Consider the following 22,409-nt stretch of genomic DNA (forward strand, 5'->3'; position numbering starts at 1 on the left):
AAGCATAACGTTTTACAGGAATCATCCCTGCCTCAAAACCATATCTACCTGCACGTACAGCCAGCTTCATGGCCTCAGCCATTCTCACAGGATCCTTCGCTCCCGAGACAGCTGTATTCAGCAAAACACCATCTGCCCCCAATTGCATTGCCATTGCTGCGTCACCAGGTGAGCGAATACCAGCATCGACAATGACCGGAACTTCCGCTTGTTCAATAATCAACTCTAATGAAAATGGATTGAGCAACCCATGTCCTGTACCAATGGGGGACGCCCCAGGCATAACGGCATGTACTCCGAGCTCTTGTAACCTCTTCGCTAGTATCACATCATCCGATATGTAGGGCAGTACAACAAAACCTTCCTCTAGCAGCTTTTCACTAGCTTTCAACGTTTCAAAAGGGTCAGGCAACAGCGTCTTGCTATCCCCAATGACCTCCACCTTAATCATATCGCACAAGCCGGAGGCTTTTGCCAACTTAGCAATACGGATTGCCTCTTCTGCTGTAGTTGCTCCTGCTGTGTTGGGAAGAAGTGTATACCGGCTCAAATCCAGCGTATCGAGAAAATGTTCCTTGTCCCGTTCCTCCAAATTCAGTCTGCGTACGGCGAACGTTAATATTTCCGTCTCAGCAGCCTCTACAGCTTGGGATTGGATGTCCAGATCCGAGAATTTCCCTGTTCCCAGTAACAGCCTAGAGGTAAAAGATGCTTTTCCAATGGTTAACATGATCAACCGCCTCCTACAAAATGTACAATTTCCAAGCAATCTCCATCCTTAAGCACCGTTTCATGATGATCTTCACGGGTCAATATATGCCGATTCAGCTCTACCACTACGGTTTTCACCTTTAAATCAAGTTCATGCAGCAACTGATCTACACGAGTGATTCGATTAGAAATGGTCATGCTCTGTCCGTTAATGGTCAGCTTCATAAACTTTCCTCCTTGAGAAGTTCAGAAGAAAATTTGCTTATTCCAAGTTCAGCCGCATCAGCCCCTTTAAGCATAGCGGCCATCGCTCGCCCAGTCGCATCACTAAGCAGGACACCGTTGCGATAATGCCCGACTGCAGCATAGGCGCCCTCCACCCCAGGAACAGGACCAATAAAAGGTCGCTCCGCTGCTGCCTGCGGACGTAAGCCTGCCCAAGCACGTATAAAAGAAGCTTCGTGTACACACGGTAACCAAACAGATGCACGTTCCAACAGCCCCTTTAATCCTCCCGCGGTCACCTCTTTGTCATATTGATGTGGAAGACTCGTGGCGCCTATCCAAAGCTCGTTATTCTGTTTAGGTACGAGGTAAACATCGTCGGCATAAATGGTATAATCCAACGGATGATCTTTCAAAGATACAGCTACCGCTTCGCCCTTGACCGGATAAAGTGGATAATCAAATCCAATCTGCCCTAGCAGTTTTGAGCTGTCCAAACCTGCAGCAATCACGACCTGATCGCAGGAAAAGAAACCAATGTCCGTTCGCACACCGCAAACTCGACCGCCCTGTATGACCAGTTCCTTAGCTTGAGTTCCAGACCATATTGTTGCTCCCAGCACCGCAGCTGCCCCTGCATAAGCCCGGCAAAGCTGGACAGGGGCCACTTGTGTCTCCTTCGAACGATAGATAGCACCAATTACTTGATCTGCCAAGCCCGGAATCCGTCGTGCCACTTCCCTGGCATCCCACCAAACGTGACAATCATCCTCTCGCATCTTAGCAGCATTCCAGCGTTTTTGCCCCTCTGCTTCCGAACGAAAAGGAGTCACAAAGCCTTCAGTACGAAATTGCACTGAAATACCCGATAAACGCTCCAAATCACTGACAAGTTCAGGGAATGCATCTCGACTTGCACGGGCAAATCGCGCCAGTTCATGGTCTGTGAATTCTTCACTTTCCGCTGCCAGCATTCCCACCGCTGCTCCTGATGCTCCCTCACCGGGGATCCATCGTTCCAGCATAATTGTACTTCGTCCCTCCTTGGCCACATGATAAGCAATGGAACTGCCGATCACGCCTCCACCTATGACCAAACATTCAGCGTGTGCTATCGCTTTGGTCTCTGTATGTGTCTCTGACATTTATCCCCTGTCTCCTATCTGGTGAGTATTCAACTTTCTTTAGTCCGTTTTCTAGCTTCAGATTCGCGAATTACAAGATCCACCATTCGCCTATATTCCATCGCTGCTGCAATGGGGGACTCAGCTTCCCAAATACCAGACATCACGGCAATTCCGCTTGCTCCAGCATAATAAAGCTCTGGAACATGGTGCGGTTGTATGCCGCCGAGCGCAATCACGGGGATGTCCGACAATCTGCATATGCGTTCTAGCTGTGCTATCCCCCGCGGTACAAGATCGGTCTTGCAAGAGGTCTCATATACATGACCATACAGTACATAGTCCGCTCCTGCCTGCTCGGCAGCCTGTGCCTCCTCCAATGAATGAACAGATACTCCACAGCGTGTGCCCTCTAGCAGTAGACTTTTTGCATCTACTACAGATAACCCATTAGCCGGTAGCTGGACAGCTCCTGCCAAGGTAAGTAAAGCTACGTCCACACGATCATTTACTACAATTTTCTGCAAAGGAACTTTCTGCTCCAGCATGCTACGAGTCAAAGAAAGCAAAGCAGACGCGCCTTTCTGTTTTGAACGTACGTGTACATAGTGAATGTAAGGATAAATAGCGGCAGCCACTTGAGGGACATCTACACAGGACACACTTTCCATCGTGATTACGTGTAATTCGATTTCAATTTCACCTCACTTGAGCTAAAAAATTTAATCGTATTAGCTGAACTTATATTGTTGTAGCTCCATATAGGTAATATCATACAGAGCTAGCCACATGTGCCAGCAATAATGAAAGGAGACCCTATGTAAATTCGTCTACGGAAGATCGAACTAATGAAAAGAACGAAACACAAAAAACCACTTCCCTAAGGAAGTGGTTAGACGAACGTTCAAAATCAAACGGACTAATATATCCGTAAACGTATATCGTTCCCCGCACGAACAAAAGTAAAGAGCGTCTCTTGTTTGTACGGTGCTCACTTCCCTACGCTGGCATAACCCAGATCAGGTACAAAGGGTCCGAAATCCATTTATTCCGTCTCAGCCGCATGGGCGGCTCCCCTAGTGTGACTATTTTATTGTATCAGCTAAGGATAGCTTAGCATATTTTCCTAATTCTGCAAACCCTATATTGTGTGAAATATGCCAGAACGGGTTTTTAGTTTACTTTACTAGACCACTCTTCCACATTCCACGTTTTGGTTACCCAATCTTCGTAAAAGTCCGGTTCGTGGGATACAAGCAATACGGTCCCTTTGTATTCCTTCAATGCGCGTTTCAATTCATCCTTTGCTTTGACGTCCAAGTGGTTGGTAGGCTCATCAAACAGTACCCAGTTGCTCTCACGCATTAATAGTTTACAAAGACGGACTTTAGCCTGCTCTCCACCACTAAGCGCAGATAGAGGCCGTGTAATATGCTCATTCTTCAAACCGCAGCGTGCCAAATGCGCACGTACTTCATGCTGATTCAAATGTGGGAATTCATTCCACACATCGTCAATCGGCGTAATTTTTCCAGCCTTTACTTCCTGTTCAAAATAAGCAGGCTGCAAGAAATCACCTTGATAGGTCTTTCCGCTGATTGGCGGAATTTTTCCCAAAATGGTTTTGAGCAACGTAGACTTACCGACACCATTGCAGCCGACAATTGCGATCTTTTCGCCACGTTCGATCGTCATGGACATTTTAGGCAGAAGGGCATGTGTATAACCTATTTCAAAATCAATACCCTCAAAAACCGTTTTCCCGCTCGCACGGGCTTCTTTGAATTGAAAGGTTGGCTTTGCAGCTTCTTCAGGCTTATCAATACGTTCGATCCGGTCAAGCTGCTTTTCACGGCTTTTTGCACGCCCTGATGTAGATGCGCGCGCTTTATTGCGCTGAATAAAATCTTCCTGTTTCTTAATATATTCCTGCTGCTTCTCATATGCATCAATATGCTGGGCTTTGTTCAGATCCGCCATTTCAAGAAACTTTTCATAGTTAGCTGAATAACGGGTCATCTTAGCAAATTCAAGATGGTAGATTACATTAACGACTTGGTTCATAAATTCAGTATCATGTGAGATTAGGATAAAAGCATAAGGATAATCCTTCAAATATCTCGTAAGCCATTCAATATGCTCCACATCCAAATAGTTGGTAGGCTCATCCAGCAGCAATACATTCGGCTTTTCCAACAGCAACTTAGCAAGCAGGACCTTTGTCCGTTGTCCACCACTAAGTGCAGCTACATCCCGATCCAGTCCGATGGCAGAAAGCCCTAATCCATTCGCCATTTCTTCAACCTTCACATCAATGAGATAAAAATCCCCCATATCCAGTTGCTCTTGAATTTCTCCCATCTGTTCCAGCAGAACTTCCAACTCTTCGGGAGAAGCATCTCCCATTTTGTCCGTAATCTGCATCATTTCCTTTTCCAGCTCCAACAGAGGAAGAAAAGCATCTTTTAACACATCACGTACTGTTTTACCTGGTGTCAGCTTGGTGTGCTGATCCAGATAACCATAACGCACACGTGGAGTCCATTCCACTTTGCCTTCATCCTTAAGCAATTTTCCAGTCAGAATGTTCATGAGTGTCGATTTACCAACACCGTTAGCTCCTACCAATCCTACACGTTCCCCCGCAAGCAATCGAAAGGAAACATTTTTAAATAATGCACGGTCCCCAAAGTTGTGGGATACATTTTCTACAGTCAATAAACTCATAAGCTGTTTTTGGCTCCTTATTGTCATCGGCGCTGCCGACTGTTCTTATATAATACATTTGATTTCTTTCAAAGCTTTATTGTAGCACATCCAGTCACCTTATCGGAATATGAAAACAGCGAATTTTAAGGTTTTTCATATGGTCATCAGTATGATCAACCCAGTATGTTAGTAAGTCAAATAGTCGCCAGCATTACTTCACATGAAAAGAGCGACTAGGAGTGTGCGGAACATCCATTTTCCTAATGTGGGAACCGACATGGGCAGATGTGCATATACTTTCTAAAAACTAACATTGGGAGGAATAAACTTGTATCAAGTACCTTTTTACTGGGGAAATTCATATTATATGCGGGCCGATTTTGTACCGATCTGGAACACAAGCTTTCAGGAAGCAGTACAAATGATAAAGGAAGCGGTACAAGGGGAGCGTAACGATGAGTTGTTCTACAGTGAATTGATCAATTTGGCTCCCTCACAGGAGCAGGTGGCTATTATTGAAAGCATCCGTAACGATGAGCGCGCCCATAACAAAATGTTCAGAGAGATGTATTGGGCTTTAACAGGACAGGAGATTACAGGTATCAGTAGTGAGAAATATGAAAAGGTGCACTCCTATGTCGAAGGTCTGCAGCGCGCCTTGATGGGAGAGCTGGGTGCGGTAGAACGATACCGCAACATCTGGTTTGGATTGCCTACTGGCATCTATAAGGACACGGTGTACGGTATCATCTTGGATGAGCTTAAGCACGCTGCCAAATACAATTATCTGATTACATTGAATCTCAAGTAGTTATTTTCTGAAAATCAATACTATTCCATATCAATTGGATGCTGAATATTATCCTTATAATCATCCACATAAAGTTGGCCGTTGCTGCCTTTAACGGCATAGAATACATCCTCTAACTTTTTGCCGCGTGCTTTGAGTTGGGAGTTCATCCAGGATTCAGAAATATGGTTGGAGTCTAAATTGCCATGCAAAAGCTGTCCGTCGATTACAAGCTCAATTGGGAACTGTGGGGTATTGCCTGCATTCAACTGTAGGTCTTTTAATGTCACGGCTTGCAGTTCCTTCTTCTTTTGGGCAGACAATTTTCCGTTAATCTCAAGTAGGGCGTACTCCACTTCTTCTACATTAAAAATATCTTTCTCGCGAAGCTGCTGGTTTAAAGAATCCAATGTCATATTATTTTTTTTCAAGTTATCTTCGAGAATGAGCCCTCCTTCGATGAGAACGGTGGGGGTTCCTTCTGTCCACATCTTAAAGCTTCTGAATTTCAAAAAAAGCTTGGCTAAAACATAAGAAGTAATTGTAAAAACGGACAGGGCTATTAATAGGTGGATAACTTCTATTTTTTCGTTAAATGCAAAGTTAGCCGCCATAGCTCCTAATATAACTGCCGTTACGAATTCATGAAAGTTCATATTGGAAAGGGTTTGCTTCCCTAATATTCTCCCAATTATCATTAAGATAAAGAATGCTGAAAAACTTCTGATTAAAATAACGAGATGGTCATTCATGCAAAAGCCTCCTTGTTTAAAAATTTCAGATATTAGTATATATACTCCCCCCTTCACTAGAGTAATATACCTATGGAATTAATGCTAAATGCTTGGGAACTGCTAACTGTTAATCCTATCAATACAACCCCGTTGTCAGCAGAAAATAAAGTATTAGACTGATCCAATTAAAGAAACAGCGGCAGTCTAAGACTTGATAAATAAAGTCTTAGACTGCCGCTGTTGTCATTCATTCAACTATCTTCTCCCGATAGCGTAATCATTCATTGTATTCACTATTGAGCCTTAATCTCCGCTTATTGGACAATATTACATAGCCTAATGAAATAGAGAATCCAGGTGACCTTCGATGCAGATCCAATCGCAATTATAAGCGTTCATTAATTCTGGTCAACAATTCCTTCAAGGTTTGCTTCTCCTCTTCGGTAAGGACTTGAACGATTTCGTCCTCCACCTTTTGGAAGGAGTCATTAAATTCTTCAATCAATTCAACGGCCTTTGGTAAAACATAAATATTTTTTTGTCGTTCATTATTAGCTGGGATTTTACGCTCGATAAATCCTCTTTGCTCAAGACCTTGAAGCACACTTGTAATGCTAGCCCCGCGCAGATGGAACCGATCAGCAAGCTCCCTCTGAATCAATCCAGTCTCTTGATTCTCGTAAATATACAAAATTATTTTTCCTTGTTGAGCGGTTAATCCTAACTCTTTTATGCTACCGTCCGCTTTTTTCTTTAACTTAAGGCCAATAACCTGAAACAAATCTAGATAAGGCGTATACTTGCGAGGCTTCATGATTGTACCTCCCCATATTGTTAGAAAGCTAACTGTAAGTAAATAAACTATACAGAGATCTAACTTTCGTGTCAAACAAACATTAGTTTATTGACAGTTAGATATCTAACAGTTATACTCCGAATTGTTGGACAACAAACACCTGGGAGGAATTCAAATGGAGAAGGTAGCTCAAAATGCTGCATTAGACCAAGTTACGGCGATTACAAATGTACGTATCTTTGATGGAGATCAAATTATTACCCCCAGATATGTTGTCATTAAAGGGGAGTCCATTATTTCAGTGGGTGGAGACATTCCGGCCGATGCAACGATTATCGATGGAGAAAATGCGACTCTAATGCCTGGTCTGATTGATGCCCATGTCCATACCTCAATCGGAGGATTACGGGATGCCTTAAAATTCGGAGTTACAACAGAACTCGAAATGAACGGCGATTTTACTAAAAGAGGGCGCGAGATTCAGTTAAAAAATGTGAATGACGTCGCAGACGTCCGTTCTGCTGGCATAGCGATCACCGCTCCGGGCGGACACCCAGATGAATTACTGCCGGATGGAGACGAAATACCGGAATTCGTATTAAAGGAACTAGAGAAGTTATCGAAAGAAGACCGGGAAGCGATGTTGGCTGCATACGCTCACGATCACGAAGAAATACCACAAGTGACCACGGTGGAAGAGGCGATTAAACATGTGCATACTCAAATGGAAAATGGAGCTGACTATATTAAGATCATGATTGAAGAAGGAACGGTCATGGGTGCACCTGGTCTGCCTGTACTAAGCGACGAGATTCTAAAAACAGCAGTGACAGAAGCACACAAGTTCGATAAGTTGGTCATCGCCCACGTCTTAACGGCTCGTTCATCGCAAGAAGCCATCGATTTTGGAGTCGACGGTTTGGGCCACTTGTTTATTGACAGACCCGAGTACACGTCCGAGTTAGTGAAATCCATAGCGAGTTCAGGCGCTTTTGTTACACCGTGCTTGGTGTTGAATTCATCTATTACTGGAAATCCGGCATCGGAATTGGCGAATGATCCACGTGTTCATTCCAAATTAAGCCCGGATTGGATCGATATCTTAAACTCCAGTTTCAATACGTTTCCACAAGGCAATATGGAGGACAGTTTTAAGAATGTGATGGACCTACACCGTGCCGGAGTTGATATTCTGGTAGGGACGGATGTTGCTCCGGTTCCCATTCCGAATCTTGGAGGCCTTGCTCATGGAGCCAGCGTCCATCATGAAATGCAATTGCTGGTGAAGGCTGGGTTTACTCCGATAGAAGCGCTTCAGTCGGCTACCTCGAAACCAGCCCGTTGCTTTGGTCTTATCGATCGCGGCCGTATTGCCGAGGGTGCGCGCGCTGACCTTATACTAGTAAACGGTGATCCCATAACCAACATCTCGGATTCCTTGTCCATTAAAGCCGTATGGTTCAAAGGTGTACAGAAACTAAACATCTGTAATTAAACTCCTTCCCGGTCCGTTGCTTCAATGAAAACTGACAGCCGTTTGTGGCTAGCTCCCGTCGATTCATGATTGAACTAAATTTTTTCGTTAGCTTAATCGCGCATTGCCAGTCTAATGAATGAATATGGTATTTTACAAGTGATAAGGCTCGTTTTTACTTAGGATGGCGTATATGTGATATATAACTTGTTGGCGCAGGCAAACACACCTACCTTGTAAGACTTGCGTTCTTTCTTTTTCTTTTGTAATAGCCTTTTATTTTTGACTTGCTCCTTGTCGCAGGTCAGATTACACGGCCAAATAAATTGCTCTTCGTAGTCGCTTTGGCACCCCGTTTTGTAATCCGATTATTCATTGTGGTGAACTTACCTGAGCTATACACTCCTGCAAGATTAAGTGTAATTTCCTCCTTCTGTTTCTCCAATATCTCGAGTTGAGACTGAAAAGCAAGTAATAAGATAATCATGCCCACAAAAATGATATTTTGATAGAAGCTTCGGCTGAATTTAGTTTTTTGCTTCAGTGCTATGTCTAGCAGCTTTTAGTGGATTATTTTAAGCCATTATCATATGGATATTCGAAGTATCCCGAAGCTGCCGCAGATTGTTCATCTGTAAAATGTTCAACCGCTTTAAAGGGAGCTGGACATGAATCTCTATAAAAATATTTGATTCCAGTATCCGGTTCTATGGCCCCGATAATAGGTTTCTTTCTGACGACTCTCCCACCACCAAACCCGTAGTTATTGTAATACCTATCTCCAACTGGAATGCCTTGAATAAATGCAATCATCCCCACATCATCTATCGTGTTATACCACTCCTCCTGTGAAATAAGTGGTAGGGTGAACGTATAGGAAATACTATTATGTGCTGCTTTTTCGTTGTGGATATTAATTATTCGCGCCAAGTCCTCCTGAACGCTGCTAACGATGGTAGAACGGCGTATTTGCTCAAATGTTTTTGAATCATTCAGTAACGAAATGGGGGTCTGGCCCTCAAGCTCCTTCTGAAAACCCTCAATCCATCTATGATTCTGGGCATCATAGGCATGTAAATAATTATCCAGGGTAAACCCCACACTATTTCCTGCAGAATCGACATAGGCATAGGATTTTTTTACGCTCCACTTGTGTTCTATGGTGGCTTGTCCATGCACGTCTTGGTAGGTTGCTGAAGCAAACGTATAATAACCATCATAATCCAGAACCACAATGACAGGTATGTAATCCAATAATGCACGTTGTGCCGCTGTATCCCCATCAATGCCCATATTTAGGTAAAGAGTGTGTAGGAACGTGGTCAATGCTTCCTCTTTATCTACACGAAAAAACTTATCTGATCCGTATCCTGCCTCACGTTCCTGGCGTTCATTCTGTGAGAGCACAACACCTGCATCCTGAACTGCGGTACGAAGAGCAGACGTATATTTCATTTCTAGCTGCTGCACTTCACGTTGATTCTGCACCTGTATATCACTAACCACACCAAAGGGTAAAAAGAGCAGGATAAAAATAACTGCAAAATCAGTAATCTTCATTCAAAACCATGCCCCCGTAAGAAGCTGCTACTGCCGGCTTACCGTTATCTAATCCACCCAGAAGCCATGATTTGTATAAATCCGCAGGAGTCCGATTCATATTATGTAATCGTACTGCAAAATAGTCACCAGCCATCAAGGTATACCGACGCGTCTGTTCCGACTTAGGCTGCGAATGATCTGGAAACAGTGCAGGTAAGATTTGTGGGTTATAGTAACCATCGTATACAGCTTCATAATTACCCAGAAAACTGTCTGGCTTCGCTGCGTCTACATAGTTCGGTACATATTTTTTGTGCATATGCTCCAAGTTAACTTCGTACGTATTGCCTGTCAGCTCCAGATCATGCATAAAATCGTTATACATCGTCGGTGTAATGTAACCTTTGGTTCTGACCATATCAACAAAATGTACAGTTGAATGATATGCATTTAACCCGGATATATCATCCTGCCGTTCAGCAGCTTGAGCTGCGGGTACGATATACAAAAGCAATACAGCGAGCAGCGCCCCCAACAGTTTGGATATTGTTTGAACCACTTTAGTCCTCCCCCAATTTTTCAAAACGTACTGATGTTATATCTCCGTTCCCATTTCGCTGTGGGTATATGGCATATGCAGAGGAAGCATCCAAGGCAGATACATCCGGCTCAAACGGTTCAGAGTACACATTGTACTCTAAACCGTCAACTTGAACAGAGATTCCCTCCTGTAAGTTCATACGAATGGTTTGGATGACTTGAGTCCCTTTAATCCGTTGCGGTGTCTCCACTTTAATAGTACGGGATATTCGTCCCTCAGATTGTTCCTCCTGCTGCGACCTTAATTCAAGTGCACTTCCCAGTTGACAAGACAAGTTTGCTGCCGTTACACATGCGGTTATAAATAAAATAACTGACACACCAAGCCGTAGCATACTTGAAGCGTGATCAGACATGCTGACATCTCCCTTATGACTATTGATCTTTGCTGTACTACCTAAGACTGAGTAAACAGCAACCCACGTACCACGTTTGATTTGTCTTTAACAATTTCAGCCTTGAATTTACCACTTGGATTTACGTATTCATTCTCCTTCTCATTTAGTGTATTCGCAATTTTTCCCGTCTTATCACTGCCGCCATTCACAGCACCATACTGCTCACTGTCTGGACTAATATTCAAAGCATTTCCGTACCACTGTCCTGCCATGTTTTTTCCAGTTTTAATCTGAATACCGAACTGGTCCTTTCCCTGAAATTTCCGCAGCGCATTGGTTACCTGGGAACCACTAATCGTAGTGCCGTCATATACCGTAAAAGAGGCCTGAGACAATTCGGTCTGGATATCGGCAAAATTGTTTTGTGCCGTTTTAGTAGCTTCCTGAGCTGAGATAAACAGTATCACTACAATCGTAATTAGAGCGATGGTCAAAAATATCCCAGCGGCTACCTTTAATGCTGTTGATGCATTATTCATTTTTTCTCTCCTCAACTTTTGAATTTTGGATTAATCATCAATGAACTTACTTACTGAATTTTTTGTATTTGCTCATAATAGCTATCCATTTGAACAAAGCTCATACCGATCAGCGGAATCACCAAATATAAAAAGATAAGACCATACATCGGCGCAAACCCAATCATCCTCCCCCAGATCGCCTTGCTGTCTATTATTTTTTCATACTCCTGTTTTCTTTGTTCAAAATAGTAGGACATATGGGATTCCAAATCATCAAATGCCTCTCGAATCGTAATTTTGCCTAAAGACAAATAGAGCTTGTCCACTAGACGTTGAAATTCCGGCAAAGGCGCTTCTTCTTTCAGCAAATCGAGAGCTGCCTCTGGTCCATGTTCATAATGAAGCAGACATTTTTGCAGAGGTCTTTTGAAGATCACTGAGAATCTGTTCAACCACTCCAATATTTCCTCAACAGACATTCGTTCCATGGCCCGTAAAATGGAAATAACCGTTTGAAACTGATATACCTCATGCTTCATATCCAAACGACGCATTTTCCGCTGCAAATATAATAAAAGCATGGGCAGTTGATAGGCTACATACCCAGCAACCATACTAATCAGTACTTCCCACCACTTGATGTATTCATCATTCCACTCCTTCAGTTTCTGGAGGATTCGTTGAGTATTCCTGGATAGCTCCTCTGGAGTAGCTGTGCCATTAGCAAAATTCTCTAAAGTAGCGTACGTTTGCTCATATGTGCTGTCCGCTTTCATGTTCAGTGTTTGCATGATTGCGCGGTCAATTTCACTTTGCTTCAAAGCTTCCTTTTCCTCGATCGGACTTAAACGTCCAAACATTTGGCCTGATTGTACTGGTGCATAAAGGATGTGCGTTTTTTCAGCTTCATGTAAAACAAATATAGTACCGATGCTAAGCACTAATCCTAAGATAAAAAGAGCGATTCTGCGTATGTAGAGCCACTCGAGCTTTACCTCCGCACCACTTTCCTTTAATAGTCGGGTTATCTGGAAATAAGATGACATATGCTGCCGAGGCATTAAAGAATCCACCATATTTCGAATGACGGGCAAACGGTATAACTTCTGCTCCCACACTCTCCGTCCTTTACCCGCACGATATCCTGTCTCGTCGGACTGTTGCAGTTTCTGCAACAGAAAGTAGGATAGGATGATAACAATGTACACAATCAATTTGATGATATAGCCCAATTTCCCCTGATAAAACTCATCCATGGATGGAAAGCTGGATCTCGCCCATCTCTCGATTGGGGTAGTAAAGAAGACGGGGGCCAGTGCGATCACGTTCAAACTTTTTAGCAGATAGTCCAGTCTATTTCTCCGCAGCAACTCCAACTGGATTTCACGTGCAAGACTGCTTAGTCCCTTTAAATAGATGGAACCACCTTCCTCAATCCGATCACCAAACTCCATTACCATATACGAGATACCAGCAAAAGCTTTTAAAAACCGATTGGGAGCCGATTCATAATATCTTTCGAGTGCCTCGTGCGGATCAGCATCTGTCAATGCCTCATGGATGAGTCGTGCATGTCTTCCAGCCTCTGCTCCTGCTATATCGGCCGCTTCGGATATGGCTTCTTCTACCATACCGTGCTGGTGATAGTGATGACGTACATTGGCAAACAACTCGATCATTTGCGCAAGCAGCCTTTTTTCCACTTGGCTAGTAGCCACATCTATAATAAGGCTGTTAATTACCACTCCGCATAGAACGGCCAATATAGCAAACTCTATTCCTGGTTTCATCATCAACAGCACAACGCTGCTGCAAGCAAAAGCACACCAGATGGACAATATCATCTTCATGGTTTGTAGACGAAGCTTATACTCATCGTATGCATGCTGACCAGCTAGTCGTTTACGTACACTCGTGATGTATCTGGATGTGATAGGGCCCCTCATACACAGCGTGTACAATTTGTGCATTAGAGTTTGCAGTTCCCGTGAAAGTAACGCTTTTCCCTTTCGCCCTTCCTGTACAGAATGAATTCGACCTCTGCGTACTGCATAGCTTTGATGCTTATGCAACCAATTCAAAGCTATAAATAGAACTGCAAATCCCCCACCTGATATAAGCAGAACCCACAACAAAATTTCTTTAAGACTCATAGTCTTCCTCCCAATAACGGGTCAAAAAGCTGCGGAAATCTGCAGCATCCTTTGCATTCATCTGCTCACACATTTCTTCTACACCTGTAGTTGTTAAGGGCTCCATGGGTATATAGCTTCCATTTCTATACTCCATGACATGGCGATAGCTATAGCTTGATGAAGCATTGGGACCTACTTCCGTATGCTCTGGGTTACGCGGCACACATTCTGTGATCCGTTCGATATAACGCCGCCCCTCCGCATCACGCTTGAGATGTACATCAAAATTAATGACATGCACTACCTGTTCTTCAGCAATGCCTTCATGCTGAAATACTCCAGTTTTGAGCAGTGAATTACGAAGTGAAAATACAAGATCACGAAATGTTTTAGCATGATGAGTAAAAATAGTGAATAGACTGGCAACCTGCGACATTTGAATCATCCAGGCAGCTACTTCATCACTCGCTACTTCGCCCAGAATATTGACGGTTCCATCTGTTTTTTTCTGCAAGTCAAGACCTTGTTGTCCTGAAATATGATCTGTTTCTCGAAAGGTAAGAATATTACGGCGACTGTAAATGCTACGCAAATGCAGCTCAAAAGCCATTTCTTGAACGCGAAGCGTATACGAAGCGTAAATATGTTTGACCATCGCCATTAACAATGTTGTCTTACCTGAACCCTGCGCGCCTGTAATTGCAGTAATCCGACTGCCTTTCATTAGATAAGATAACAGCTGAATTGGAAAATCAGCGTTTCCCCCACTAATTAACTGTTCCAGCGATGCGCTTTGAATATCAAATTTACGGACAAAGAAGGCCCATGATTCAGAGAAAGGAGGGCGCACTACTACTACCCGTGATCCATCCTTCATTTCGTTGACCTTATAACCATTCGCTTCAGAAAGCTGTCCCGGATAATTGTATTTGTAAATATTTTGACACACCCTTTTAAGCTCACGTTCTGACCCGAAGGAAAGGAATGCAAGATGGATAGTTTTACCTTTGTAGAAAATCCATATGCTCTCATATCCATTCGTTGTGGGCGCAGAAGTTTGTTCAAATACATACCTATCCGAAGGCCAATGTGGTGATGAAGAAATACCACCTTCCGGCATACCACTGACACCCCCACTTACACCATCGATCCTCTGGTCACGAATATCATCAATGACAGAAAAGCCTTTGTAATGCTGATACATCCGTTGCACAATAATATCCACTTTCTCCATAAAAGACAGGGGACGATATTCACAGTCATAGATATAGCGGATATCCTCTGTCGTTACGAAGTAGCTTCCATCCTCTTCACCTGGCTGTGAGTACCTCATTTCGGCTAAGTCATAGGTATCTAATAAACGTGATAGTGCCTCCGCGCCAAACTTCTGCTGGTATTGGTAAAAAATAATTTCGAATTGATCCTGTGTGCTAAACAACTCAGGTCTGGAGAATGGCATTACAGTATCGGCGATTTTCTCGTTCAACCCGTAACCGTTAACCAGAAGCTCACTCATGAGGTTTTTAACAAAGCGTTTATCTCCAATGCTGCCATTGGCACAGTCCTTTAACGCCCTTCGTAGCTCCGCCCTTTGATGGATACGTCGCCTATATTCCTCCTCATGTAATCCTGCATCCGCCATCTGGCTATGACTTAGTTCATGAAGCGCATTTTTGATAAACTCTAGCAATGCTTCGAATGTGGCATCTTCGCTCTTTGCCTCTACTTGAAGAGCTGAACGTTGCGGGTGAAGCTTCCCTCGATATTTAACAATAATTAGTACGGTGCAGAACAACAAAATACAAGTAGTTATTAATCCGTTGATCACATAAGTAGACAGCATTAAGCGCCCCTCTCCAAAGCCTTGAGCCGAAGATCGGACTCCACCGTCTCCAAAATAGCTTTGCTTATTTGCCGTACGCCCTGCGCCCAACCTACAGGCTTAAAAAGCTTTCGTTGTTGCTCTTTTCCACTTCGTACCTCGCGCTGCACATGACCAATCACATCCCTTCGGTTCCATGCGTCCATAAATTTGGTGCTGTAAGGAACTGTGTGCAAAGTACCCTTGTAGCCATATCTCCTGCGGATATTCGCTTCATTTGCTTGTGAATGCACATCATATTTTCCAAGGACAATTAATAAGGGTAATGACGAATATGTGGATAACGGAGACACAGAATCAAAATAAGCGTCCAACTCACGCATATTCTGAGTGAGCGAAAGAACGGCCAGTTTGGCTTGTGCGCATGCTTCATGTTGTACAGCCCCCCAGCCTACTCCACTTCCTGCATCAATCAGCGTTAAATCGTAATATTGATTCGCTGTATCGATCACCACCCTTACAAGATCAGGGGAAAGTAGCGGCGGTGTAGCTCCAAAACCGGAGGTTCCCTCAAGCATATCCAGTGTGTGTTCCAGTACTGGTGCCGTATAGTTACGAATATTTTCTCTAGACAGCGTCCCTCTTAGAACTAAACGTGAAACAGCATCCCAGCCTCCTTCCTGAATTTGTAGACTTGGATCGTCCATACTGTACTCCTGGATAGGAAATCCTGATTCAATACCGGTATGCCTACAGCCCAAATGAGTCAATAATAGTCTTCCTCTATATAAATTACCTAGTGTAATGGCTACTGCTGCAGCTAATGAGCTACTTCCACTTGCTCCCTTAATGGGACTCCAAAACAAAATAGTGCTCATGCTCTCCTCCTTTCCGCACGCTTTAGCGCACGACGACTCTCTTTTATCTCCCAACTCATCCATTCTCCAATGCAACGACATAATTCTCTCTTATATATTCTGGATAGAGGTTTTAGCAAAAGCTGTTTTTTATGCTCATTTTCCAGCTTTAGAGCAAGCTGCCCCTCATCCCATGGTAGTACATACGGTTCTTGCTGCCATAAGGCAGGAAAGCGGTTCATGTATTCCCACAAATACGACTCCTCCACACCGCAATCCACTGCCTGTATAAATAGCTTGTGAAATACAAGGTCTTTGGGAAAGTCAGGTTGATCAAACAAATGGTCAAGCCAACTCTGTCCGTTGTGCATGAGCTTGCGGCTATAATCACTAACCCAAACTCGCAGTTCCGCCTTTTTCCAAACAGAAATCGGACAAAAATCAGGTAGCTCTATATCCAAGATAACAATGTCATAAGTCTGTTCTGACTTTTGATCAGCCAGCATACCGATATGCAGATCTTCCCACGCTGTAAATCCAATCGCTACATCAAATCCACAAAACTTCGTAATAGGTAGTGGTTTATCGAGCATTCCTATGCTATACCGGTACCGCCCCTGCCGTGTAGCATCCACAAGTAGTACCTGTTGGCCGGAAGCTGCCAATACACTGCTTACGTTTAATAAGGTATCGCTTTTGTCACAAAGACCGGCAAATATCCATGTTTTCATACTTCCGTTCCTTTTCTCTCATTTATTGGGCATACGGATCAGAGCTACCGCCCTGCGTTAGAATGTTCGTCTGTTCTTTGTGATCCTGTTCTTCACTCCCTGTATCGACAATTCCATTTGCTGCGTCTTCAATAGTTGCGCCTGCATCCTGAGATGCAATCTCCTCACTAAGGCTTCTCTCCACAGGTGTTGAAATCACATTGTTTGAAGAACTAATAGCATTTTCTAGAGAATCTCGTAGCTGCTTGGACAGTTTCTGTTCAGCAACACGGATCAAGTTCGGATCACTATTCATTAACGCTAACACCTGCGCATTAGGTGGATAAGTCGGGATTGCCTTGGGCTGAAATTGGGGATCTACGTATGTTAAAGCATAGATGGATGCTTTATGTAGATAGGCATCTACAATCGCACTCGAAAGCGAGAGTATTTCCTGCTCATTCATAGTGACCCATACGATTGAACCTTCCAGTCGGGATATCTTCTTTTTGGATAATAGGATGTAATCCTGGCCTGTTGGAAATTGAATGCGGATATCCACTTCGTCCCCTGATTTCAGGCTGCTGGGTAGTACTACCACTTTCAGCTCACGGTTGCGTAGATCCTTAGGTGTAGGTTCATCAGCTGTAATCATAGCCGTTGTAAGCACAGATCCTTTTTTTAGCTCTATCTTGGCTATGGTGCCAGAAACTTCGCTCCTATTTGCTAATAAATTAGACGGAGCTTGAGAACCAGGAACTTTAATTCCCTTCAAATCTTTAGATGTAATCTGTTCGCCTGGTGAAATGTCACGAACAACCGCCCAGCCTGTTTTTGCCGTCCGTTGCTCTTGTTCATACAGCTTCCATTTCTGTTCTGCCTGAACCTCTGCCTGCTTCCTGATCTCACTCATTTGATGGGTATTTACCATTAGGTAGCCCACAAAGATAATGCCTACCATTCCTGCCCCAATACAGCCTGCATATAGTTTTTGCTTGCTGCTTTTTCTTAGCTTGAACACACAGCTTCTCCCCTGCCTCTTTTTAATATATACCTATCGATTTAGCGCTGCCGTTTAAGGAACCTAAAACGTTTTTTACGAGCAACTGTAATGACTCCACGAAAAAGTTCGTCCAATACCTGATCCATTTCATCATCACGCTCGAAAGGATCTGAATGAAACGGCAGCGCAAATACTTTATCGTGATCCAGCTCCTTTCGTAACCTGCGGACAGACTCTGAGGTTGCCAATGGCAAGCAGTAATTCCATTTGCGTTGCGAATGACGCTGAAGAGATCGGGCTAGACTCGTTATATCCTGAACTCTCCATTCGGCTCCTGAGCCAACAACTAGCGGGTAATCGGCTCTCAAAAATTCTTCCAGCCGTTCATTGTCCCGCCCACTCCCCAAGTCCAATACGATAAATCTGTAGGAGCCGCCCAGCAAAGAAATGACATCCGCACGAGATGTTTGCCGCCAATAATGGACTCCGTCGACTTCAAAACGCCGACTTGAACTCGCTTGCCCAGCAGCTATGCCTTCCACGGCTTCTTGAAGTCGGGCAAATGCCTTAGCTGTACTATGCAGTTCAACTAATGCTACGGAGCGGGTTCTTCGAGCCAAATAGTGGCTCACCGCAATTGCTGTGTGCGTTGCACCAGAACCGGAAGACACACCCAGCACAGCTACTACCCTTGTTCCCGCATAATCGATTGAAGCATTACTAACAGATTTTCCTGGTTGAACAGACTTAAAATCTGCACTACGCCTCAGTTCTCTAATGACCTCCTCAGCAGACTGGTATCGTTCCTCAGGATGATGCCGCAGCAACTTTCGAATTATCGGGATCAAATGTCGAGGCAATTCCCCACGAATATACCCTTCAACTCCTGCTGTCCACTCGCTATATTTAGCACCCGTACATAGATACAATAGTAAAGCCCCCAGACTGTACAAATCCGAGCGAGCATCTGTCTGACCTGTTCCATACTGTTCAGGGGCCGCAAAGCCCACTGTGCCCAGCTTGATCGTATCCTGATCCAGCTCAGTCTTATAACTCCTTGCTATGCCAAAATCAATCAGCTTAAATTCCATTTCCGGTGTTAGCATAATATTCGCCGGTTTGAGATCCCGATAAATAACTGGCAATTGACGGGTATGCAAATAATCAAGTACATCCAACACCTGCAAAGCGAAGGGAATGATTTGCTCCTGTGGAATATAGCCTTGGTAGCCCTTCATGTATGCTTCTAGTGTAATTCCTTCGATATAGTCCATGACCAGATATACCGCACCAGATGGAGGATGTTCAAAAAAATCAACAATTCTCGGTAAACGTGGATGGCTTAGCGAAATCAACATTTCGGCTTCCGTCCGTATAAACTTCATCATTTTGGCATCGGCTACCGACTCCTTCACTGCCCATTGCTTGCCCGGCAGCTTTAAATCTTCGGCCATGAACACACGGCTCATGCCTCCCGAACCTAACGTGCGAATAATTCGGTAACGTTCACCGACTATTGACCCAAATTCTAAATGTGATGGTTGGTTCATCATCCTCTTACCTCCCTTCTATACACAGACAACGCAAAAAAGGGAAAGCCACCGCAAAATGAAGTCTTCATGAGATCATGAAAACAATTTTCGCGGGATGCTTTCCCTTGATTTAACATAATGATTTTTTAAAGGAACAATTTGGCTTTATTATATAGCATACCTAATCTATTGTAAAGAATTATTTTCCATACTTGATCATGTACAGGGTAATCTCATCTCGGTTATGGAAAAGCTGCTTAGCTCGCTGAATTTGCATGCCGGATTCCTCAAATGAAGCAATCACATCATGAATGAGCGCCAAAGGCTTTTTATGCATTAGCTTGACTGTTACGATAGCCGTACCACCACTGCGCAAACTGTATAGTAGATCAGTAACGAGCCTTGCCATCTGTTTTGGACTCCAACTCATATCACAAACCAGCAGATCGAACGAATTCTCTTTAAATTTAACTTCACTTGCATTTTTACGCAAAAATGTTAAATTAGCGTACTTCATCAGTGAGGGGTCCATCTTGGCTGGATCAACAGCAGTAACTTTCAGTCCCCGCTCCAACAAGAAGGAAGTCCATCCGCCCGGTGCTGCCCCAATATCAAGCCCCTGATGGAAAGCGCTAAAGTCAATGCCGAATGCCGCTTCTGCTTCCAATAGCTTGAATTTAGCACGAGAAATCTGTCCTTCTTCCTTCTGAAAACGAACCGCACCTCCGCTCCAATCCGATAGGTTGTCCTGAGGATGTGATACGCCAGCGTACCACGTATCCGTATCTGTAAAAACGGACACAATAACATCGGCGCCTTGTACTACCAACTCCATAGGTAGATCACTTAGTTGTTCACTCAAGGCCAGCTTGAGCGCACCTGCGCTTTCAGTCCAACTGCTATTAGTTCCCTTGCGTACTTGCAAAGAAACACGTTGATCTATCAGTTCCTTACGGTTACGGATAAATGCAACCAGGCGCTCTTGCACTTGAACTAGATCCGTTCCTTCCTCCTGAAAATGAACAGGGAACAAATGACGCAGAAACATCGGTGGTTGGCCTGCAATCGTCCTCACTGTTTCCATTTCTCCAGCAGGTAATGTTGCTAAAAAAACTTCACCAGGTAGAAGCATCGTGCTTTTCACAGAGCCAAATAATCTTCTAAGCTCCTCCTGAGCATAGGGTGCAAAACCATGGTTGGCCGTACAAACAAATCTCGATGTCGACAAAGTGGACTCACCCTGCTCATCTGTATTCATGTATAGTTCCTCCAAAATAACGTTACCCTCCAGCGCACACCCGAATCCAGGGACGTTCTCCATCCCATTCCAGCTCAACTGGAATTTCATAAGTATGCATAATCAATTCTTTCGTTAAAACTTCTTTTTTCGGTCCAGCAGCTGCAATCTTGCCATCCCGAATCAATGCAACATGCGTAAAGAGGGGGACAATCTCCTCAATGTGATGAGTTACATAGACCACTGATAAGTCCCGCTTGCGAAGCCGATCAATCTCGACCAACATTTTTTCCCGTTCAAATAAATCCAACCCTGCACAAGGCTCATCCATAATCAACAGACGAGGTTCAGCCATCAGCGAGCGGGCCAGCATCACTTTTTTTCGTTCTCCTTGCGACAATGTGCCCAACGGGTGATGAATAAGATCGCCTAAATTCATACCTTCCAGCAGAGATACGGCTTTTTCTTTTGCCTCCGTCGGAATCTCCTGATAAAAACGTAAAAAAGCATACGCACCTGTAGCCACTACTTCCCAAACGGGATCTTTTAGCGCCAGCTTTTCCAGTAATGTCTGGCTAATGTATCCGATCTGCTTGCGAACTTCCTGCACATCACATTGACCATACGTATGCCCAAGCACCTCAACTGTGCCACGACTTGGAAACATATACCCTGTCATCATTTCCAACAATGTTGTTTTGCCGGAACCATTTCGACCCAAAATAGCCCAATGTTCACCATCTCGTATTTCCAGGCTTACATCGTCCAAGATACGTCTTTCTTCGCGCTGTAATGTAATGTTTTTCATGGATATCATTCCATCACGCTCCTTATCCTGCTCAGCAAGTGTTCTACAGATTCCATTTTGTAGATGATTTCAGGATTTTTGTTTTCACCATTATATATAAGAAGCGCGGGGACGCTGGAAATCCGATACTCCTGCACTAGTTCAGGAATATAGTTAATATTGCTCTGTACCACTGTTCCTTCGGGAAGCAAATGCTCTACTACCTCCAACATTCTACGGGCAGCCGCGCATGTCCCACACATGGGAGTGTATACAAACAAAGCCAGCTTGCATCCCTCCCATATGGCACGGCGTGCCTCCTTTTGTCCGAGCTCTTTCATCGCTTGGACTCGCTTATGATCTCTTGCATACGCGCCTCAGGAATGGGTCCGTTATGCACAGTGACTCCCTCCGGCTTATTCGCATAAAGCAGTTCATACATGGCTTGCCGCCCCTGTGGACTGGAGGAATGCAAGTAAATTTCGCGCGGATATAATTGTTTACTTGCAATAGCAGCAGCTACATCCTTTCCCGTCGGTTGGCCTGGACCCAAATCATAATCTAACGACAGGATCGATATAGGGTATTCATGAAGCAGAAGCAGACACTCATCCGCGTCCCTTGCCAGCTTAAAACCTGGAGGACAAGGTCGATAATCGTCCATAAACAAATACATCAACTTCTCCTCCTTCTTCCCAAAAAGTAAGCTTACATAAGTCGCTTAGTACTATTATCCTCTGTATATTTTACTGCCAGCTTTGA

At 44.0% G+C, this 22,409-nt stretch carries 24 protein-coding genes and 1 riboswitch; of the genes, 2 read left to right on the forward strand and 22 right to left on the reverse strand.

The features are described 5' to 3' along the window. From AC5V8P_RS09380 to AC5V8P_RS09400, 5 genes are all read right to left on the reverse strand, one after another. Positions 1-730, reverse strand: a 730-nt coding sequence (locus AC5V8P_RS09380) for a thiazole synthase (protein ID WP_495473609.1), incomplete at its 3' end; no start/stop codon positions are given. Positions 731-732: 2 nt separating this feature from the next. Further along, positions 733-936 (reverse strand): sulfur carrier protein ThiS, encoded by a 204-nt coding sequence (gene thiS, locus AC5V8P_RS09385; RefSeq protein WP_013371465.1) that lies wholly within the window; start codon positions 934-936, stop codon positions 733-735. Beyond that, complete coding sequence (gene thiO, locus AC5V8P_RS09390) at positions 933-2,081, reverse strand: glycine oxidase ThiO (protein ID WP_064796513.1); 1,149 nt, start codon at positions 2,079-2,081, stop codon at positions 933-935. The genes thiS and thiO overlap by 4 nt, the downstream gene beginning before the upstream one ends. Before the next feature lie 29 nt (positions 2,082-2,110). After that, on the reverse strand, positions 2,111-2,731 hold the full coding sequence (locus tag AC5V8P_RS09395) for a thiamine phosphate synthase (RefSeq protein WP_064796512.1): 621 nt from the start codon (positions 2,729-2,731) through the stop codon (positions 2,111-2,113). Between the two features lie 308 nt (positions 2,732-3,039). Then, positions 3,040-3,148: riboswitch (TPP riboswitch) on the reverse strand. An 85-nt stretch (positions 3,149-3,233) separates the two neighbouring features. After that, entirely contained in the window at positions 3,234-4,787 is a 1,554-nt protein-coding gene (locus AC5V8P_RS09400; RefSeq protein ID WP_064796511.1) for an ABC-F family ATP-binding cassette domain-containing protein, read from the reverse strand. 349 nt (positions 4,788-5,136) lie between these two features. Between AC5V8P_RS09400 and AC5V8P_RS09405 the strand changes: the two genes are divergently transcribed. Beyond that, the gene (locus AC5V8P_RS09405; RefSeq protein ID WP_063212658.1) at positions 5,137-5,580 is read left to right on the forward strand and encodes a ferritin-like domain-containing protein; all 444 of its coding nucleotides are present in this window, start codon (positions 5,137-5,139) and stop codon (positions 5,578-5,580) included. Positions 5,581-5,600: 20 nt separating this feature from the next. Here AC5V8P_RS09405 and AC5V8P_RS09410 read toward each other — a convergent pair whose 3' ends face one another. Next, a complete protein-coding gene (locus tag AC5V8P_RS09410) occupies positions 5,601-6,311 on the reverse strand; it encodes a DUF421 domain-containing protein (protein WP_064796510.1) in 711 nt (236 codons plus the stop codon). 367 nt (positions 6,312-6,678) lie between these two features. After that, positions 6,679-7,107: a MarR family winged helix-turn-helix transcriptional regulator gene (locus tag AC5V8P_RS09415; RefSeq protein ID WP_063212635.1), complete on the reverse strand. Its 429-nt coding sequence runs from the start codon at positions 7,105-7,107 to the stop codon at positions 6,679-6,681. A 157-nt stretch (positions 7,108-7,264) separates the two neighbouring features. Between AC5V8P_RS09415 and AC5V8P_RS09420 the strand changes: the two genes are divergently transcribed. Then, on the forward strand, positions 7,265-8,584 hold the full coding sequence (locus AC5V8P_RS09420) for an amidohydrolase family protein (RefSeq protein ID WP_064796509.1): 1,320 nt from the start codon (positions 7,265-7,267) through the stop codon (positions 8,582-8,584). A gap of 283 nt (positions 8,585-8,867) precedes the next feature. Here AC5V8P_RS09420 and AC5V8P_RS09425 read toward each other — a convergent pair whose 3' ends face one another. The 15 genes from AC5V8P_RS09425 to AC5V8P_RS09495 all read right to left on the reverse strand — a co-directional run bounded on the left by AC5V8P_RS09425 (position 8,868) and on the right by AC5V8P_RS09495 (position 22,323). Continuing rightward, the gene (locus AC5V8P_RS09425; protein ID WP_231116807.1) at positions 8,868-9,050 is read right to left on the reverse strand and encodes a hypothetical protein; all 183 of its coding nucleotides are present in this window, start codon (positions 9,048-9,050) and stop codon (positions 8,868-8,870) included. Between the two features lie 83 nt (positions 9,051-9,133). Next, positions 9,134-10,123: a hypothetical protein gene (locus tag AC5V8P_RS09430; RefSeq protein WP_064796508.1), complete on the reverse strand. Its 990-nt coding sequence runs from the start codon at positions 10,121-10,123 to the stop codon at positions 9,134-9,136. Further along, a complete protein-coding gene (locus AC5V8P_RS09435) occupies positions 10,110-10,664 on the reverse strand; it encodes a hypothetical protein (protein ID WP_063212632.1) in 555 nt (184 codons plus the stop codon). Before AC5V8P_RS09435 ends, AC5V8P_RS09430 begins: the two co-directional genes overlap by 14 nt. Position 10,665: 1 nt before the next feature. Then, entirely contained in the window at positions 10,666-11,061 is a 396-nt protein-coding gene (locus tag AC5V8P_RS09440; RefSeq protein WP_063212631.1) for a hypothetical protein, read from the reverse strand. Between the two features lie 41 nt (positions 11,062-11,102). Beyond that, complete coding sequence (locus AC5V8P_RS09445) at positions 11,103-11,582, reverse strand: hypothetical protein (RefSeq protein ID WP_007430644.1); 480 nt, start codon at positions 11,580-11,582, stop codon at positions 11,103-11,105. Between the two features lie 50 nt (positions 11,583-11,632). After that, positions 11,633-13,717: a hypothetical protein gene (locus AC5V8P_RS09450; RefSeq protein ID WP_063212630.1), complete on the reverse strand. Its 2,085-nt coding sequence runs from the start codon at positions 13,715-13,717 to the stop codon at positions 11,633-11,635. Then, a complete protein-coding gene (locus AC5V8P_RS09455) occupies positions 13,707-15,542 on the reverse strand; it encodes an ATPase, T2SS/T4P/T4SS family (RefSeq protein WP_064796507.1) in 1,836 nt (611 codons plus the stop codon). Before AC5V8P_RS09455 ends, AC5V8P_RS09450 begins: the two co-directional genes overlap by 11 nt. Beyond that, complete coding sequence (locus tag AC5V8P_RS09460) at positions 15,542-16,399, reverse strand: hypothetical protein (RefSeq protein ID WP_064796506.1); 858 nt, start codon at positions 16,397-16,399, stop codon at positions 15,542-15,544. The genes AC5V8P_RS09455 and AC5V8P_RS09460 overlap by 1 nt, the downstream gene beginning before the upstream one ends. After that, a complete protein-coding gene (locus tag AC5V8P_RS09465; RefSeq protein ID WP_064796505.1) occupies positions 16,396-17,109 on the reverse strand; it encodes a hypothetical protein in 714 nt (237 codons plus the stop codon). The genes AC5V8P_RS09460 and AC5V8P_RS09465 overlap by 4 nt, the downstream gene beginning before the upstream one ends. A gap of 22 nt (positions 17,110-17,131) precedes the next feature. Beyond that, a complete protein-coding gene (locus tag AC5V8P_RS09470) occupies positions 17,132-18,109 on the reverse strand; it encodes an SAF domain-containing protein (RefSeq protein ID WP_064796504.1) in 978 nt (325 codons plus the stop codon). A gap of 41 nt (positions 18,110-18,150) precedes the next feature. Then, positions 18,151-19,644 carry a serine/threonine protein kinase gene (locus AC5V8P_RS09475; protein ID WP_064796503.1) on the reverse strand — a complete coding sequence of 498 codons (1,494 nt, stop codon included), beginning with the start codon at positions 19,642-19,644 and terminating at the stop codon, positions 18,151-18,153. Between the two features lie 178 nt (positions 19,645-19,822). Continuing rightward, complete coding sequence (locus AC5V8P_RS09480; protein ID WP_064796502.1) at positions 19,823-20,881, reverse strand: 23S rRNA (cytidine(2498)-2'-O)-methyltransferase RlmM; 1,059 nt, start codon at positions 20,879-20,881, stop codon at positions 19,823-19,825. Positions 20,882-20,903: 22 nt separating this feature from the next. Then, complete coding sequence (locus AC5V8P_RS09485; protein ID WP_064796501.1) at positions 20,904-21,677, reverse strand: ABC transporter ATP-binding protein; 774 nt, start codon at positions 21,675-21,677, stop codon at positions 20,904-20,906. Next, the gene (locus AC5V8P_RS09490; protein ID WP_064796500.1) at positions 21,674-21,988 is read right to left on the reverse strand and encodes a thioredoxin family protein; all 315 of its coding nucleotides are present in this window, start codon (positions 21,986-21,988) and stop codon (positions 21,674-21,676) included. The genes AC5V8P_RS09485 and AC5V8P_RS09490 overlap by 4 nt, the downstream gene beginning before the upstream one ends. Continuing rightward, positions 21,985-22,323 carry a cyclic-phosphate processing receiver domain-containing protein gene (locus AC5V8P_RS09495; RefSeq protein ID WP_063212621.1) on the reverse strand — a complete coding sequence of 113 codons (339 nt, stop codon included), beginning with the start codon at positions 22,321-22,323 and terminating at the stop codon, positions 21,985-21,987. The genes AC5V8P_RS09490 and AC5V8P_RS09495 overlap by 4 nt, the downstream gene beginning before the upstream one ends. Positions 22,324-22,409: the final 86 nt, after the last annotated feature.

Source organism: Paenibacillus sp. N119s (genome assembly GCF_059447605.1).